This window comes from Streptomyces goshikiensis (assembly GCF_014650555.1).
Lineage (GTDB): Bacteria > Actinomycetota > Actinomycetes > Streptomycetales > Streptomycetaceae > Streptomyces > Streptomyces goshikiensis.
The window spans coordinates 344,265-360,714 of sequence record NZ_BMVE01000006.1 but is presented as its reverse complement, the minus strand read 5'-3'; the positions used below and the strand labels follow the sequence as shown (position 1 = coordinate 360,714).

General features: G+C 72.1%; 11 protein-coding genes. 2 read left to right on the top strand and 9 right to left on the bottom strand.

What is annotated here, in order from left to right; translation table 11 throughout:
* Positions 1-17: 17 nt before the first annotated feature.
* The 3 genes from proB to IE248_RS20290 form a co-directional block, all read right to left on the bottom strand.
* Positions 18-1,145 (bottom strand): glutamate 5-kinase, encoded by a 1,128-nt coding sequence (gene proB / locus IE248_RS20300; RefSeq protein WP_008738919.1) that lies wholly within the window; start codon positions 1,143-1,145, stop codon positions 18-20.
* Positions 1,146-1,225: 80 nt separating this feature from the next.
* Complete coding sequence (locus tag IE248_RS20295) at positions 1,226-1,678, bottom strand: GtrA family protein (protein ID WP_073799453.1); 453 nt, start codon at positions 1,676-1,678, stop codon at positions 1,226-1,228.
* Positions 1,675-2,685: a glycosyltransferase family 2 protein gene (locus tag IE248_RS20290; RefSeq protein WP_073799452.1), complete on the bottom strand. Its 1,011-nt coding sequence runs from the start codon at positions 2,683-2,685 to the stop codon at positions 1,675-1,677. Before IE248_RS20290 ends, IE248_RS20295 begins: the two co-directional genes overlap by 4 nt.
* Before the next feature lie 158 nt (positions 2,686-2,843).
* Here IE248_RS20290 and IE248_RS20285 point away from each other — a divergent pair, with 158 nt between their 5' ends.
* Together IE248_RS20285 and IE248_RS20280 are read left to right on the top strand one after the other, a co-directional pair.
* Complete coding sequence (locus IE248_RS20285; RefSeq protein ID WP_008738922.1) at positions 2,844-5,714, top strand: bifunctional glycosyltransferase/CDP-glycerol:glycerophosphate glycerophosphotransferase; 2,871 nt, start codon at positions 2,844-2,846, stop codon at positions 5,712-5,714.
* The gene (locus IE248_RS20280; RefSeq protein WP_008738924.1) at positions 5,711-6,886 is read left to right on the top strand and encodes a glycosyltransferase; all 1,176 of its coding nucleotides are present in this window, start codon (positions 5,711-5,713) and stop codon (positions 6,884-6,886) included. Before IE248_RS20285 ends, IE248_RS20280 begins: the two co-directional genes overlap by 4 nt.
* 100 nt (positions 6,887-6,986) lie before the next feature.
* On the opposite strand, the gene galE is transcribed toward IE248_RS20280, so the two are convergent.
* The 6 genes from galE to IE248_RS20250 form a co-directional block, all read right to left on the bottom strand.
* Positions 6,987-7,988, bottom strand: a complete 1,002-nt coding sequence (galE, locus tag IE248_RS20275; protein WP_190031321.1) for a UDP-glucose 4-epimerase GalE — start codon at positions 7,986-7,988, stop codon at positions 6,987-6,989.
* Between the two features lie 112 nt (positions 7,989-8,100).
* Positions 8,101-9,732 carry a glycosyltransferase family 2 protein gene (locus IE248_RS20270; RefSeq protein WP_229895417.1) on the bottom strand — a complete coding sequence of 544 codons (1,632 nt, stop codon included), beginning with the start codon at positions 9,730-9,732 and terminating at the stop codon, positions 8,101-8,103.
* Between the two features lie 67 nt (positions 9,733-9,799).
* Positions 9,800-11,245 carry a GTPase ObgE gene (gene obgE / locus IE248_RS20265; RefSeq protein WP_008738949.1) on the bottom strand — a complete coding sequence of 482 codons (1,446 nt, stop codon included), beginning with the start codon at positions 11,243-11,245 and terminating at the stop codon, positions 9,800-9,802.
* A gap of 169 nt (positions 11,246-11,414) precedes the next feature.
* Positions 11,415-11,669: a 50S ribosomal protein L27 gene (gene rpmA, locus IE248_RS20260; protein WP_008738950.1), complete on the bottom strand. Its 255-nt coding sequence runs from the start codon at positions 11,667-11,669 to the stop codon at positions 11,415-11,417.
* Positions 11,670-11,682: 13 nt separating this feature from the next.
* Positions 11,683-12,003: a 50S ribosomal protein L21 gene (rplU, locus tag IE248_RS20255; RefSeq protein WP_008738952.1), complete on the bottom strand. Its 321-nt coding sequence runs from the start codon at positions 12,001-12,003 to the stop codon at positions 11,683-11,685.
* Positions 12,004-12,255: 252 nt separating this feature from the next.
* Complete coding sequence (locus IE248_RS20250; protein ID WP_190031319.1) at positions 12,256-16,257, bottom strand: Rne/Rng family ribonuclease; 4,002 nt, start codon at positions 16,255-16,257, stop codon at positions 12,256-12,258.
* Positions 16,258-16,450 lie beyond the last annotated feature (193 nt).

Here is a 16,450-nt window from a genome sequence, read left to right as displayed (position 1 = left end):
GGCGGTTTTGCCGAACCTCAGCCCTGCAGCAGGACCAGATCGTCACGGTGGACGACCTCCCGCTCGTACGCGGGTCCGAGTTCCCGCGCGAGGTCGCGGGTGGAGCGGCCCAGCAGCTGCGGGAGCTCCTTGGCGTCGAAGTTGACCAGGCCCCGGGCGACGGCGTGGCCGGCGGCGGAGCGCAGTTCGACCGGGTCGCCGGCGACGAAGTCGCCCTCGACCGCCGCGATGCCGGCGGCCAGCAGCGAGCTGCCGCGCTCGGTGACGGCGCGGACGGCGCCGTCGTCGAGTACGAGGTGCCCCTGGGGGGTGGACGCGTGCTGGAGCCACAGCAGCCGGTCCGCCGAGCGGCGCCCGGTGGCGTGGAACAGCGTGCCCGTCGCCCGCCCGGCCAGGGCGTCGGCGGCCTGGCTGGCGGAGGTGAGGACCACCGGGATGCCGGCGGCCGCCGCGATCCGCGCCGCCTCGACCTTGGTGACCATGCCGCCGGTGCCGACGCCCGCCTTGCCGGCGCTGCCGATGGAGACGTGGGCGATGTCCTCGGGGCCGTGCACCTCGTCGATGCGGGTGGTGCCGGGCTGGGACGGGTCGCCGTCGTAGAGGCCGTCCACATCCGACAGCAGGACGAGCAGGTCGGCGCGGACGAGGTGGGCCACCAGCGCCGCCAGCCGGTCGTTGTCGCCGAAGCGGATCTCGTCCGTGGCGACGGTGTCGTTCTCGTTGACGACGGGCAGCGCGCCCATCGCCAGCAGCTGGTCCAGGGTCCGGTAGGCGTTGCGGTAGTGCGCGCGGCGGCTGGTGTCGTCGGTGGTGAGCAGCACCTGGCCGACGCGGACCCCGTAGCGGGCGAAGGAGGCGGTGTAGCGGGCGACGAGCAGGCCCTGTCCGACGCTGGCGGCGGCCTGCTGCCGGGCGAGGTCCGTGGGGCGGCGGCGCAGGCCGAGCGGGGAGAGGCCCGCGGCGATGGCTCCGCTGGAGACCAGGACGATCTCCTTCTCGCCGCCGCTGCGGGCCTTGGCCAGTACGTCGACCAGAGCGTCCACCCGGTCCGCGTCGAGCCCGCCGGCCGCCGTGGTCAGGGATGAGGAGCCGACCTTGACCACGATCCTGCGGGCGTCCACGACACCTTGCCTAGCCGCTGACACGTCTGTCCCCTTGCCCCTCGCCTGCGCCGATTGCTGCCCGCCCAATCTACGGGGTGGCTCGCCGGCGGCGCCCTGCGGTTTCAGACCGTGGACGACGTGGGGGCCTGCTCCGGTTCCCCGTTCCGGGCGCGGGCGCCGGGGACGAGGATCTTCCGGGACAGCAGGAAGGTGAACGGGATGGCCACGACGGCCGCGACGAGCGGCGCGATCCGGGTGTCCATCCCGGCCCAGGTCACCAGGGCGTAGAGGCCGACCGACTGGATCACGTAGTTGGTGATGTTCGTCAGCGGGAAGAGCAGGAACTTCTTCCAGGTCGGCCGGGTGCGGTAGGTGAAGTACGTGTTCATGAAGAACGAGCCGACCATCGACAGCAGGAAGGCGAGGGTGTACGCGGCGAAGTACGGCATCCACGGGTGCAGGAGCAGGTAGATGCCGAAGAACGTGCCGGTGTTCACCCCGCCGACGAGGGCGAAGCGCAGGACCTGGCCGAGCTGGTCCCTGCGGTCCTTGTGGTCCTTGCGGTCCTTCGTCATCGGCGGAAGCGCTCCGCGATCATCGGGTCGGTGGCGGCCTCCGCCGGGAGTGCCGCCGCCCCGGACCCGCCGGGGGCCGGGTTCGCGCCGTGGGCTTCCTTGACGAGGAAGTGGGGGCGGCGCTTGGTCTCGTAGTAGATGCGTCCGATGTACTCGCCGATCAGGCCCAGCATGATCATTTGGACGCCTCCGAGGCCGGTGATGATGGCCACGAGCGTGACATATCCCGGCGAGTCGACCCCGTTGGTCATCGCCATGACGGTGATCCACAGCGCGTACAGCCCGGTCAGCCCGACCAGCGACACGCCGAGCCAGATGGCGATGCGCAGGGGTCTGTTGTTGAAGGAGATCAGGCCGTCCATGCCGTAGTTGAGCAGGGAGCCGAACTTCCACTTCGTCTCGCCCGCGCCGCGCTGGGCGTTGCGGTAGTCGAAGTGGACGGTGTCGAAGCCGATCCAGGAGAACAGGCCCTTGGAGAAGCGGTTGTACTCGGGCAGCGACAGCAGGGCGTCCACGGCGGGCCGGGACAGCAGCCGGAAGTCCCCCACGCCGTCGGTCAGCTCCACGTCGACCCAGCGGTTGATGCCCCGGTAGTAGAGCCGGCTGAGCGCGGTGCGGAGTTTCTTGTCACCCTCGCGGGTGCGCCGGGCGATGATCTGGTCGTGGCCCTGCCGGTAGTACTCCAGCATGGTGGCGATGAGCTCCGGCGGGTGCTGGAGGTCCGCGTCCATGATCACTACGGCGTCGCCGGTGGCCTCGCGCAGGCCGGCGAGCATGCCCGCCTCCTTGCCGAAGTTGCGGCTGAAGGAGACGTACCGGGTCTGGTCCCGGTACTCCGCAGCGATCCTGCGGAGCTTCTCCAGGGTTCCGTCGCGGCTGCCGTCGTCGACGTAGCAGACCTCGTAGTCGACCGGGAGCGCGTCCAGAACCTTTCGAATCTCGACATCGAAACTTTCAATGACGGCTTCTTCGTTGTAGCAAGGGACGACTACAGACAGCTTCGTCATGACACATCCTGCTGGGTCCGAACGGGTGATTGTCGGCGACCAGACCCGGAACTCACCCCTTCATTGGAAGTAGGCACGGCGAGGTTCGGGCTTCCCGGGTCGTCTGCGGCGCACGGTAGCTTTGACGGGTTAAGAGGAATGAAACAAAGGGATTCGAGGTGCACGTGCCTGACGTCTCCGTGGTCGTCATCGTCTACAACGACGCAGAGCGCCTGACGGCAGCCGTCCAGTCGGTTTTGGACCAGACCCTGCGCGGCGTCGAGGTGGTGATCGTCGACGACTACAGCCAGGACGGGTCGTACGCGGTCGCCCAGGGGCTGGAGGCCGCGCACCCCGGGCGGGTGCGCGCGTTCCGGCTCCCGGAGAACAGCGGCGGCTGCGGCGCCCCGCGCAATCACGGCATCCGGCAGGCGACCGGCACGTACGTCATGTTCCTGGACAGTGACGACGTACTGGAGCGCAACGCCTGCCGGAACATGCTGGCCGCGGCGGAGCGGACCGGCTCCGATCTCGTCTCGGGCATGTGCGTGCGCGTGCACCTCGACGACCGGTGGCACAGGACCACCGAGTGGTACCCCTGGATCTATTCGCGCACGCGTACGCTCGAATCCATCACCGAGTACCCCGACCTGCTGGTTTACGACACCCTTTCGACGAATAAGTGCTATCGGCGCGCATTCCTGTTGGAACAGGGGCTCGAATTCCCGGTCGGTATCCACTACGAGGACCTGCTGTTCTCGGCGCAGGCGTATGTCGCCGCCCGCCGGATCACGCTGATCCCGAACCACGTCTACTTCTGGAACGTGGTCGAGAAGGCCTCGTCGAAGTCGATCAGCAATCGGCGCCACGAGATCGCGAACTTCGTCCACCGGATGGAGATCCACCGGCGCGTCGACGAACTGCTGGCCGCCAACGGCCACACCGCCCTCAAGACGGCCAAGGACACCAAGTTCCTCAAGCACGACCTGGTGCTGCACCTGCGTGACCTGCCCCTCCTCAGCGACGCCTACCGCCGCGAGTTCGCCCGGCTGGCGAACGGCTACCTGGCCGGCATCGACCCGGCCGCCTACGAGAACGTCAACCACCTCCAGGCGATCTGCGCCTACCTGCTGGGCAAGGAGGACTGGGACAACCTGCTCCCCGCCGCCGACGCCATGGCCAACAAGGGCCGCCTGTCCTCGCCGCTCGCCGAGCGCGACGGCCGCGTCTACTGGTGCGCCGAGCACCTCGACGACGCCGAGGGCCGCCGGATACTGGACGTCACCGACCAGGGGTTCCACACCACCCCGGTCTCCGCGCTCCGGCTCGGCAACCGCCTCACCTCCTACGCGGACGACGGGCGCGGCACGATCACCCTCAGCGGCGCCGTCGTGAACCCGCTCGGGCGCATCGCGCCGGGGGCGGGTCTCAAGGCCTCGCTGGAATTCCGGGCCCGCCGGCAGATCGGCGTCCGTTCCTTCAGCTTCCCGGTGGCAACCGTGCGCCACGCGGGTGACTCGATCGAGTGGACTGCGACGGCCGACATCGGGAGCACCGTGCGCCCCCTCGGCATCATCGACGCCGTCTGGGACGTCCGCCTGAAGTTGACGGCCGGCCGCGACCGGATCACCACCCGCGTCTCGGTCGGCGGGGTCGACCTGGAGAACGCGGCCCGCCTGCGCGTGCGCCCCCGGCTGACCCGGCTGGTCTCCGACCGCTTCGCGCCGGAGATGACCCGCAAGGGCAACCTCTCGTACGTCCTGACGGCCCAGGGCGCCGCCGCCGTCCGCACCCGGACGCTGATCGACAGCGCGATGCACGGCAGGACCGCGGGCGTCGTCAAGCGGAGCCTGCGCCGGGCGCTGAAGGCCCGCAGGAACCTCGGCTCGGGTGAACAGAAGGTGAAGGTCTACCACGAGGTCTTCTCGAAATTGCCCGTCCGCAAGGGCACGGTCGTCTTCGAGAGCCACATGGGCAAGCAGTACAGCGACAGCCCGAAGGCCATCTACGAGGAACTGGTCCGCCAGGGCGCCCCGTTCGAGGCGATCTGGTCGTACGCCGGCGCCCGGCCCACCGGCTTCCCCCCGGAGGCCACCCTCGTCAAGCGCTGGAGCTGGCCTTACCTGCGGGCGCTGGCCCGGGCCGAGTACTGGGTCGACAACCAGGGCTTCCCGCTCGCCCTCGCCAAGCGCCCGGGAACCACGTACATCCAGACCTGGCACGGCTCCGCGCTCAAGCGGATGGGCTTCCACGAGCCCCGCACCAAGGCCCAGGGCAAGGAGGGCCAGGCCCGCTTCCAGGCGGCCGTGGACCGCTTCGACCACTTCCTGATCCGCTCCGAGCACGACGCACGCACCCTCGCCAAGGCGTTCCGGCTGCGGGACGAGGTGCTGCTGCGCACCGGCTACCCGCGCAACGACGCCCTGGTCGCGGCGCAGCGGGAGGAGGCGCAGAGCGGGGAGCGGGTGCGCGGGCCGCTCGCCACCGAGCTGGACATCGATCCGGACAAGAGGGTGCTGCTGTACGCGCCGACGTTCCGGGCCGGCGCGGACGGGGCGGTGGAGGGCTTCGAGTTCCCCTTCGACGTGGAGGAGTTCGCCGACCGGCTCGGCGACCGCTTCACGCTGCTGGTGCGCACCCACTACCTCAACAGCGTGTCGCTGCCGCCGTCGGTCGCGGGCCGGGTGATCGACGTGTCGCGCTACCACGACATCACCCCGCTGCTGGCGCTCGCCGACGCCCTGATCACCGACTACTCGTCCGTGATGTTCGACTACGCGGTGCTGGACCGGCCGATGCTGTTCTTCGCGTACGACTACGAGAGGTACGCGACCGACATCCGAGGCACCTACTTCGACCTGAAGGAGAAGGCGCCCGGCCCGGTGGTGGCCACGGCGGACGAACTCCTCCAGGCGCTCGCCGCCTTCGACGAGGCGGACGCGAAGTACGCGGAGGCGCGGCAGCGTTTCCTGACCGAGTTCGGCGAGTACGACCGCGGGGACGCGGCCCGCCAGATCGTCGCGAAGTTCTTCACCAGGAGCGGCAAGTGAGCCAGCAGAGCGGCGGCGCGCCCGGCGGCCGTGACATCTTCCTCGTCTCGAACAGCGTGGACGAACTCGGCGGCGTGACCACCTGGTCGCACCAGATGGCGCGGCTGTTCAGCGAGCGCGGGCACCGGGTGCAGGTCATCGGGATCACGCCGGTGGCCGAGGAGCTGCGGCAGCGGCTGCCGCAGGAGCTGCCGTACGGGACGACGACCCTGTACGACGCCCACCCGCCGCAGGCCCGCGCGCTGCACGGGATCAAGGGCCGGCTCAACGCGCCCGAGCGCCGCCGCCAGGCATCGCGGCGCGCCGGGATGCGCGCGCGGGCGGAGAAGCTGAGCGAACTGTTCCGGGCGGCCCGGCCGGGGGCGGTCGTGATCGTCACGCAGGTGTGGGCGATGGAGTGGGTGGCGCTCGCCGACACCAAGGGGCTCACCGTCATCGGGATGAGCCACGAGTCGTACGAGGCCAGCCACAAGTCCTCGCGCGCGGCGCGGGTCCGGCGCCACTACCGGGAGGTGGACCGGCTGCTGGTGCTGACGGAGGAGGACGCGGACCTGTGGATCCGGGCCGGCATGGAGAACGTCGCCAGCATGCCGAACCCGCTGCCGTTCATGCCGGACTCCCCCGCCCCGCGCACCGGGAAGGTGGTGGCGAGCATCGGCCGGCTGTCCTTCGAGAAGGGGCTGGACCTGCTGCTCGACGCCTGGGCGGACGTCGCTCCCCGGCACCCGGACTGGGTCCTGCGGATCTACGGGGCGGGCGCGGAGGAGCCGGTGCTGCGGGCGCACTGCGCCTCGCTCGGGCTGAGCGACTCGGTGGAGTGGAGGGGCAGTACGGACGACGTGCTGGGCGCGCTGCGCGAGGCCTCGGTGTTCGCGCAGGCCTCGCGGGCCGAGGGGTTCCCGATCACGCTGCTGGAGGCGATGGCCGCGGGCCTCGCCGTGGCCGCGTTCGACTGCGCGCCCGGCGTGCGGGAGATCGTCACGCACGGGGAGGACGGGCTGCTGGCCCGGCTCGGCAACACGATGGAGCTGGCCGCGCACCTGGACGCGCTGATGTCGGACCGCGGGCTGCGCGACCGGCTCGGCGACACCGGGTTCCGCCGGGTGCGGCGCTACTCCAGCGCGGAGATCACCGACCGCTGGGAAGCCCTGATGGCGTTCCTGGAGCGCTGACGCCGTAGCCGTACGGCAACGCGAGAGCGCCCGCCCCGGATCACCTTCCGGGGCGGGCGCTCTCGTACGGGCGCGGAAGCCGTGCCGGCCCGCCCGGTGCTCAGCGCTCGGCGTGCTGGAGGACGCCCTTGCGGTTGGCCTCCCAGCCGGCCCAGGCCGAGGTGATCATCTCGGCGACGTCGTGCCGGGCCTTCCAGCCCAGCTCGGCGGCGATCTTGTCGGCCGAGGCCACCACCTTCGCCGGGTCACCGGGGCGGCGCGGGGTGATCACCGGGGCGTGGGTGTGCCCGGTGTGGGCGCCCAGGAGCTCGACCATCTCCTTGACGGAGACGCCCTCGCCGCGGCCGATGTTCACGGTGAGGTCCTTGTACTCGCCCTGCGCGCCCCACTCGGCGAGCTTGCGGGCCGCGACCACGTGGGCGTCGGCGAGGTCCTCGACGTGGATGTAGTCGCGGATGCAGGTGCCGTCCGGGGTCGGGTAGTCGTCGCCGAAGATCCGGGCGCCCTGGCCCGCGTCGTAGCGCTCGAAGACCATCGGGACCAGGTTGAACACGCCGGTGTCGGCGAGCTCGGGGGTCGCGGCGCCCGCCACGTTGAAGTAGCGCAGGCAGGCGGTGGAGATGCCGTGCGCCTTGCCGGCGGCGCGGACCAGCCACTCGCCGGCCAGCTTGGTCTCGCCGTACGGGCTGAGCGGCGCGCAGGGGGTCGTCTCGGTGACCGAGTCCACGTCGGGCATGCCGTAGACGGAGGCCGAGGAGGAGAAGAGGAAGTTGCGGATCCCCGCGGCCGCGACCTCGCCGAGCAGGACCTGAAGGCCCTCCACGTTCTCGTGGTAGTAGTACGTCGGCCTCTCGACGGACTCGCCGACCTGCTTCTTGCCCGCGAGGTGCACCACGCCGGTGATCTTGTGTTCCCGGAGGGTCTTCTCCACGACCAGGCGGTCCAGGACCGACCCGATCACGAGCGGGACGTCCTCCGGCACCCGGTCCTCGTTGCCCGTGGACAGGTCGTCCAGGACGACCACCTTCTCACCCGCGATCAGCATCGCGCGGACGACGTGCGCGCCGATGTAGCCAGCGCCACCGGTGATCAGAAACGTCATGCGTATCTCCCTGAGGTCCCCCCGGACGGCGTCCGGGGGAAGGTCCGATTTATCTCTGTGACGGGCATGTCCGGAAGGCGGTCATCGTACGGCGGCAGCCGTAGGACGTGTGTCAGCCTGGCCGGGGACCCGGCCTGCGGCCCGCGCGGGCCCGGCCGAAGCGGTTGCGTACGAGGGCCAGCGCGCCCTCCGCGCCCGGCGCGAGCCGCAGCGCCAGCGAGCCGGACGCCGTCCGGTAGGGCTGCGCCAGCAGCACTCCGTACCGGCTGCTCGGCAGGATCCGGCGGCCCAGCAGATCGCCGCGGGGGCGCGGGGCGGCCTGCACCGAGCTCCCGTCGGCGCAGCGCACCACGACCCGGACGTCCCAGGCCTGCATCCCGCGCAGCCCCCGGCGGCGTCCGGTGACGGCCAGCCCGCCCAGACGCAGCGGCAGCTCGGCGGTCCAGCCGCCGCCGGCCGGCGTGGCCGCCAGCGCGACCGGGTGCCCCAGGGCCGGTTCGCCGCCGTCGCGGGGCAGGAAGCTCAGCCGGGCGGTGTCCGCGCCGGCCGCGCCGAGGCGCCCGTACAGGTCGTGGACGCGGATCCGGACCGAGGAGCGGCCCGCCGGTTCCACCTCGACGGCGACGGGCAGCTCGGCGACCGGCATCGTGGCCATCCCGTCGAGCTCGACCGGCAGCTCCTCGCTCCACACCGCCGCCCCGTCGGCGCCGGTCGCGTAGGGCGGCAGCAGGCTCGGCGGGGCCGAGGCGAAGCGGGCCAGCCGGTCCATGTCGGCGGGCGGGGTCTCGCCGGCGCGCAGCAGCCGGGCGATCCAGCGGCCCTGCGCACCGGCGGCCGCGATGTCGCCCTCCGTGAGGCAGCGCAGGCCGGCGCGGGTCAGGGTCCACCAGGCGGCCCGGTATCCCGGGTCGGGGTCGAGTTCGCGGAGGTATATCGGAAGGTCGTATTCGAGGAACTTGACCTTGCTGGCCCGGCCGAGTTCGGGCGCGGCCTCGCCGAGGATGCGGGCGGCCTCGTGGTGGGCCTCCACGCGGGAGTGCCAGTTGCCGACGTCCCCCCGGTCCAGGGAGATCGACACCCGGGCGGCGGCGCGGCGCACGTGCCAGACGTAGACGAGGTCCCCGACGACGGCGATGCGGGGGGCGGCGGCCAGGACCCGCGCGGTGAAAACGAAATCCTCGTAAATGTACCGGCCGTCCGGAAAGCGGATCGCATGCTTGTCCAGGAAGTACCGGTCGTACAGCTTGTTGACACAGAGGGTGTCGCGGACCAGTGCGGGCCGGTCGACGGGCTGTTCGATGACCTCGCCCGCCGTGTAGAGGCCGGGGACCCACGGCACGTCACGGCCCTGCGGCAGTTCGCGCCGCACGCAGGCGCCGACCGCGACGGGCGCCCGGTACTGCTCGGCGGCCGTCACCAGGGCCTGCGCCGCGCCGGGCGGCAGGACGTCGTCGCTGTCCAGGAACATGACGTACGGGGCGGTCGCGGCCGCCATCCCGTCGTTGCGGGGGGTCCCGCAGCCCCCGCTGTTCTGCGCCCTGTGCACCACCTTCAGGCGCGGGTGGGCGGCGGCCAGAGCGTCCAGGACCCGCCCGGTGCCGTCCGTCGAGGCATCGTTCACCGCGACGACCTCGCGGACCACCGGGCCCTGGGCGAGGGCCGAGGAAACGGCCTCGCCCACGAGCCCGGCGTCGTTGAACGCGATCACCACAACGGTGACCGTGGAGGAGGGGCAGCTGTTCACCCGGCGGACCATAGCCGACCTGGCAGGGACCTAAATCAAGGTGAACAGGGCGCTGACATGGACAGGATTAGAACGGACGGAACTCGTCGTACTCCTGCTGGGCCGAGTCTCCACGCTTGGCTTCCTTCTCCTTGCGGCGGGTGGTCGCCGGGCGCGGGGCCTCCAGACGGTGGTCCTCACCGCGACGGCCCAGCATCTCGGCGCCGGCCATCATGGTCGGCTCCCAGTCGAAGACGACCGCGTTCTCGTCGGAGCCGATGGCGACGCCGTCGCCCGCACGGGCACCCGCCTTCTTGAGCGCCTCCTCGACACCGAGGCGGTTGAGGCGGTCGGCGAGGTAGCCGACGGCCTCGTCGTTGTTGAAGTCGGTCTGGCGGACCCAGCGCTCCGGCTTCTCGCCGCGCACGGTGTAGACGTCCTCGACCTCGTCGTAGGTGACGGTGAAGCCGGCGTCGTCCACGGCCTTCGGGCGGATGACGATACGGGTCGCCTCCTCCTTCGGCTTGCGGGCGCGGGCCTTGGCGATGCCCTCGGCGAGGAAGTAGGAGAGCTCCTTGAGGCCCGTACGGGCGACGGCGGAGACCTCGAAGACCTTGTAGCCGCGCGCCTCCAGGTCCGGGCGGACCATGTCGGCGAGCTCCTGGCCGTCCGGGATGTCGACCTTGTTGAGGACGACGAGGCGCGGACGCTTCTCCAGGCCGCCGCCGTAGAGCTTGAGCTCCTCCTCGATCACGTCGAGGTCGGCGATCGGGTCGCGGTCGGACTCCAGCGTGGCGGTGTCCAGGACGTGCACGAGCACCGAGCAGCGCTCGACGTGGCGCAGGAACTCCAGGCCGAGGCCCTTGCCCTGGCTGGCGCCGGGGATCAGGCCCGGGACGTCGGCGATCGTGTAGACGGTCGAGCCGGCGGTGACGACGCCCAGGTTCGGGACGAGGGTGGTGAAGGGGTAGTCCGCGATCTTCGGCTTGGCCGAGGAGAGCACCGAGATCAGCGAGGACTTGCCGGCGCTCGGGAAGCCGACCAGCGCCACGTCGGCGACGGTCTTGAGCTCCAGGACGATGTCACCGGTGGTACCGGGGACACCGAGCAGCGCGAAGCCGGGCGCCTTGCGGCGGGCGGAGGACAGCGCGGCGTTGCCGAGGCCGCCGCGGCCGCCCTCGGCGGCGACGTACGTGGTGCCCTGACCGACGAGGTCGGCGAGGACGTTGCCCTCCTTGTCGAGGACGACGGTGCCGTCCGGCACGGGCAGGACCATGTCCTGGCCGTCCTTGCCGGAGCGGTTGCCGCCCTCGCCGGGCTTGCCGTTGGTGGCCTTGCGGTGCGGGCTGTGGTGGTAGTCCAGCAGGGTGGTGATCGCCTGCTCCACCACCAGGATCACGTCGCCGCCACGGCCGCCGTTGCCGCCGTCGGGGCCGCCGAGCGGCTTGAACTTCTCCCGGTGAACGGAGGCGCAGCCGTGGCCCCCGTTACCCGCGGCGACGTGCAGCTCGACGCGGTCCACGAAGGTGGTCATGGTTGTTCCTCCAGTTACATGCGGGAATGTCCCGGACAGGCCTTGCTGTCCATAAAAAACGTCTGTACGTACCAACGCGCCGAGGGCGGACCTCTCTTCCCGGCTTGCGCCGGAAAGAGCTGAGATCCGCCCTCGGGAAGTTACGAACGCTCGATCAGCCGAAGCTGGATCAGGCGGCCGGAACGATGTTGACGACCTTGCGGCCACGGTGCGTGCCGAACTGCACGGCACCGGCCTGCAGCGCGAACAGCGTGTCGTCGCCGCCACGGCCGACGCCCGCGCCCGGGTGGAAGTGCGTGCCGCGCTGGCGGACGAGGATCTCACCAGCGGAAACGACCTGACCGCCGAAGCGCTTCACGCCGAGCCGCTGGGCATTGGAGTCGCGCCCGTTCCGAGTGGACGATGCGCCCTTCTTGTGTGCCATGTCTCAGTCCCTCTTACTTCGCAGCCGCGGGGATACCGGTGACCTTGATCGCCGTGTACTGCTGGCGGTGACCCTGGCGACGGCGGTAGCCGGTCTTGTTCTTGTAGCGCAGGATGTCGATCTTGGCGCCCTTGTGGTGGTCCACGATCTCGGCCTGGACCTTGATCCCGGCCAGCACCCACGGGTCGCTGGTCACGGCGTCGCCGTCGACAACGAGCAGGGTCGAGAGCTCGACCGTGTCGCCAACCTTGGCAGTGGAAATCTTGTCAACCTCAACGATGTCACCAACAGCAACCTTGTGCTGGCGACCACCGCTGCGCACGATGGCGTACACGCGGATCTCTCTCTCACTCGGGACGGGTGCTCCTGAAGCCAGCCGCTCAGGCGGGCCGGAGCCCGAACTGATCCGGAATGGACGAGCGGCCTCTCCGGGCAGAGCCTGGAGGAAGGTGCTCAGGAGCGCGGCGCGTACACACGACACGCCGACGGTCTAGGTTACGGGGCCGGTCGCCGGGGGGTCAAACCGGGGGTCCCGCACACACGCCGTGGGCCCCGCCGCACGGCGGGGCCCACGGTCATGGGCTGGTCAGTCCTCGGTCGGAGCGGAGACGGACGGGGCCGTCTGCTCCGCCGCGGCGGTCTTCTTCGTCGTCCGCTTCGCAGCGGTCTTCTTGACCGTCGTCTTCTTGGCGACGGTCTTCTTGGCGGTCGTCTTGGCCGCGGCCGCCTTCTTGGCCGGGGCCTTCTTCGCCGTGGTGGTCGCCTTCTTGGCCGGGGCCTTGCGGGCGGCCTTCTTGACCGGCGCCGCCTCGGGCTCGGCCTCGGCCTCCGCGGCGGGCTCGGCCGCCACGGGCTCCGGCTCCGCCACCGGGGCCGCCTCGACGACCACGACGGCCGCCTCGGCCGCGCCCGCCGGGGAACCGGCGGGGGCGGTGGCCTTACGGGTGGCACGGCGGCGCGGACGGGCCGGGGCCGCGTCGGCGACGGGCTCGGCCGGGGTCTCGACGACGACCGGCTCGGGCTCGGGCTCGGCCTCCACGACCGGCTCGGGCTCGGGCTCCGCCACGACGACCGGCTCGGCCTCGGCGACCGGGGCCGGCGCCGTGGCCTTGCGGGTGGCGCGGCGGCGGGTACGGCCCTTCGGCGCGGCCTCGTCGGCCACGGCCTCGGCGACGGCCTCCGGCGCCGGGGCGGCCTCGGTGACGGCCTCGGCGGCCGGCTCCAGGACGGTGTCGGCGGGCGCGGTCACCGGCTCGGCCTCCACCACGGGGGCCGGAGCCGCCGCGGTCCGCGGGGCGCCCGCGGCTGCGGTCGCCTTACGGGTGGCACGGCGCCGGTTGCGGCGACCGCTCACGGCGGCCTCCGCCTCGGCCGGGTTGCTGTACAGCTCCTCGTCCGCGACGAACTCCGGCTCCGGCAGCGCGACCGGCGCGGCGGCCTCGGCGGCCACCTCCGCTTCGGTCTCGGCCTCGAAGGAATCCGCCTCGACCGTCCCGGTCACGTGCTCGTGCTCGTGCTGGTCGGACTCGGACTTGCCGCCGCGGCGCTTGGCGCGCTTGCCGTTGCCACCGCCGCCGACCACGGTCGGCGTCTCCATGTGCACGATCACACCGCGCCCGTTGCAGTGGACGCAGGTCTCGGAGAAGGACTCCAGCAGACCCTGGCCCACCCGCTTGCGGGTCATCTGGACCAGGCCCAGCGAGGTGACCTCGGCCACCTGGTGCTTGGTGCGGTCGCGGCCCAGGCACTCCAGCATGCGCCGCAGCACCAGGTCGCGGTTGGACTCCAGGACCATGTCGATGAAGTCGATGACGACGATGCCGCCCAGGTCGCGCAGCCGCAGCTGGCGCACGATCTCCTCGGCCGCCTCCAGGTTGTTCCTGGTGACGGTCTCTTCGAGGTTGCCGCCCTGACCGGTGAACTTGCCGGTGTTGACGTCGATGACGATCATCGCCTCGGTCTTGTCGATCACGAGGGAGCCGCCCGAGGGCAGCCACACCTTGCGGTCGAGCGCCTTGGCGAGCTGCTCGTCGATCCGGTACGTCGCGAAGACGTCGACCTCGGAGGTCCAGCGGGACAGCCGGTCGGCCAGGTCCGGGGCCACGTGGTTCACGTAGCCGTGGATGGTCTCCCAGGCGCCGTCACCGCTGACGATGACCTTCGAGAAGTCCTCGTTGAAGATGTCGCGCACGACGCGGACGGTCATGTCCGGCTCGCCGTACAGGAGGCTCGGCGAAGAGGTCGAGATCTGCTTCGACTTCTTCTGGATGTCCTCCCACTGGGCCTGAAGGCGCTCGACGTCGCGGCGCAGCTCGTCCTCGCTCGCGCCCTCGGCGGCGGTGCGCACGATGACGCCCGCGTCCTCGGGGACGATCTTCTTGAGGATGGTCTTCAGACGCGCGCGCTCGGTGTCGGGCAGCTTGCGGCTGATACCGGTCATCGAGCCCTCGGGCACGTAGACCAGGTAGCGGCCGGGCAGCGAGACCTGGCTGGTCAGGCGGGCGCCCTTGTGGCCGATCGGGTCCTTGGTGACCTGCACCAGGACCGACTGGCCGGACTTGAGGGCGGACTCGATGCGGCGCGGCCCGTTGGCCATGCCGAGCGCCTCGAAGTTGACCTCACCGGCGTACAGGACCGCGTTGCGGCCCTTGCCGATGTCGATGAAGGCGGCCTCCATGGACGGCAGCACGTTCTGGACCTTGCCCAGGTAGACGTTGCCGACGTACGAGGTGGCCTCTTCCTTGTTGACGTAGTGCTCGACGAGCACGTTGTCCTCAAGGACGCCGATCTGGGTGCGCTCTCCGGCCTGGCGGACGACCATCACGCGCTCGACGGCCTCGCGGCGGGCCAGGAACTCGGCCTCGGTGATGATCGGGACGCGGCGGCGGCCCTGCTCGCGGCCCTCGCGGCGGCGCTGCTTCTTCGCCTCCAGACGGGTCGAGCCCTTGATGGACTGCACCTCGTCGGACGGCTCGGCCTTCTCGCGGGCCGGGCGCGGCTCGCGGACCTTGACGACGGTGCGTACGCCGTCCTCCTCGCCCGCCTCGGCGTCCGCGGCGGAGTCACCGCTGCGGCGGCGACGGCGCCGGCGACGACGGCTGGAGCTGGAGCCGGAGGCCCCGTTGTCCTCGTCGTCGTCCTCGGCGGAGTCCTCGTCCCCGTCGGCCTCCTGCTCGGCGGCCTCGGTCTCGCCCTCTTCCTCGGCGGAGTCGTCGAGGTCGGCGGACTCACCGCGGCGACGGCGACGGCCACCGCGACGGCGGCGGCGCGACGGGCGCTCGCCGTCGGTCTCGTCCTCGTCGAGGTCGGCGGCCTCGGCCTCCGGCTCCTCGATCTCGGCCTGCTCCACGTCGGCCACGGTCAGCGGACCGGACTCGGCGGCCGGAGCGGCGGGCTCGGCGGCGGCGCCGCGGCCACGGCGGCGGCGACGGCCGGCGGGCTGCGCGGCGGGGGCCTGGACGACCTCGGCCTCGACCTCGGCCTCCTCCTCTTCCTCCTCGGCCTCTTCGGCGCGGGTGGCGGCGGCAGCGGCCGCGGCGGCCATGGCGGCCGTCTCCGGGGTCTGGAACATCGGCTCGGCGAAGACCGGGGCCTGGAACACGGCCACGGCGGGCCGCGCGGCGCGACGGCCACGGGCCGGACCGGCGGGCGCCTCGGCCTCGGCGGCGGGCGCGGGCGCCTGCTGTACGGGGGCGGCCGGAGCGGCGGAGCGGGTGGCGCGGCGGCGGCCGCCGCGCTTCGGGGAGTCCACGGCGTCGGCGACCGTGACGGTGGCCTTGGCGGCGGCGGGCTCCTCGACGACGGCCTGCGTCTCCGCGGCGGCCTCGGCGGCCGGGGCGGCGACGGCGCGGGTGGCACGGCGGCGGGCACGCGGCGCCGGAGCGGCGGCGGGCTCCTCCACGACCGGAGCGGCAGCGGCGGCGGCCGGAGCGGCCTCGACCACCACATCGGCGGCGGCGGTCTCCGGAGCGGCGACGGCACGGGTGGCACGACGACGGGCACGCGGCGCCGGAGCAGCGGCGGGCTCCTCCACAGCCGGAGCGGCAGCGGCGGCAGCCGGAGCGGCCTCGACCACCACGTCAGCGGCGGCGGTCTCCGGAGCGGCGACGGCACGGGTCGCACGACGACGGGCACGCGGCGCGGGGGCGGCAGCAGCCGGCTCCTCCGCAGCAGGAGCGGCCTCGACGACATCGGCGGCCGGGGCCTCCGGAGCGGCGACGGCGCGGGTGGCACGGCGGCGGGCACGCGGCGCCGGAGCAGCGGCGGGCTCCTCCACAGCCGGAGCGGCAGCGGCGGCCGGGGCGGCCTCGACCGCATCAGCGGCGGCGGTCTCCGGAGCGGCGACGGCACGGGTGGCACGACGACGGGCACGCGGCGCCGGAGCAGCGGCGGGCTCCTCCACGACCGGAGCGGCAGCGGCGGCGGCCGGAGCGGCCTCGTCGGAAGCGGTGGCGGCGGCAGCCGTCGCGCCGGGCGGGCCGGCGGGCCGGGAAGCCGCGCGGCGACGCCTGCGCGGGGGCAGGTTGTCGCTGGGGCTGTCGCCGTCGGCGTTGCCGGCGGCGGGGGTGGTGTTCTCGTTGTTGAGCATGCGGGCGGTTCTCCCGTCACGCTCCCGGGCGCCGCGGCTGACATCCGGTCCGGCGCGGCTTCGCGTAATGAGCGCGGAACCGGCCTCCGGGGCGCGTTCGCCACACGGGAGCTGTAGTCCATGGCCGCCGGTTCCGTACGTCTTGTCCGTACGGCCTGGCGGAAGTCTTCAGGTCAGTTGCGCTGCCCGACCC

Bases quoted from the DNA above. Each gene is read 5' to 3' on its own strand.
- obgE (WP_008738949.1), bottom strand. From the start codon at position 11,245: ATGACCACCTTCGTGGACCGCGTCGAGCTGCACGTCGCCGCGGGTAAC.
- galE (WP_190031321.1), bottom strand. From the start codon at position 7,988: ATGACGTTTCTGATCACCGGTGGCGCTGGCTACATCGGCGCGCACGTC.
- IE248_RS20250 (WP_190031319.1), bottom strand. From the start codon at position 16,257: ATGCTCAACAACGAGAACACCACCCCCGCCGCCGGCAACGCCGACGGC.
- rpmA (WP_008738950.1), bottom strand. From the start codon at position 11,669: ATGGCACACAAGAAGGGCGCATCGTCCACTCGGAACGGGCGCGACTCC.
- IE248_RS20295 (WP_073799453.1), bottom strand. From the start codon at position 1,678: ATGACGAAGGACCGCAAGGACCACAAGGACCGCAGGGACCAGCTCGGC.
- IE248_RS20290 (WP_073799452.1), bottom strand. From the start codon at position 2,685: ATGACGAAGCTGTCTGTAGTCGTCCCTTGCTACAACGAAGAAGCCGTC.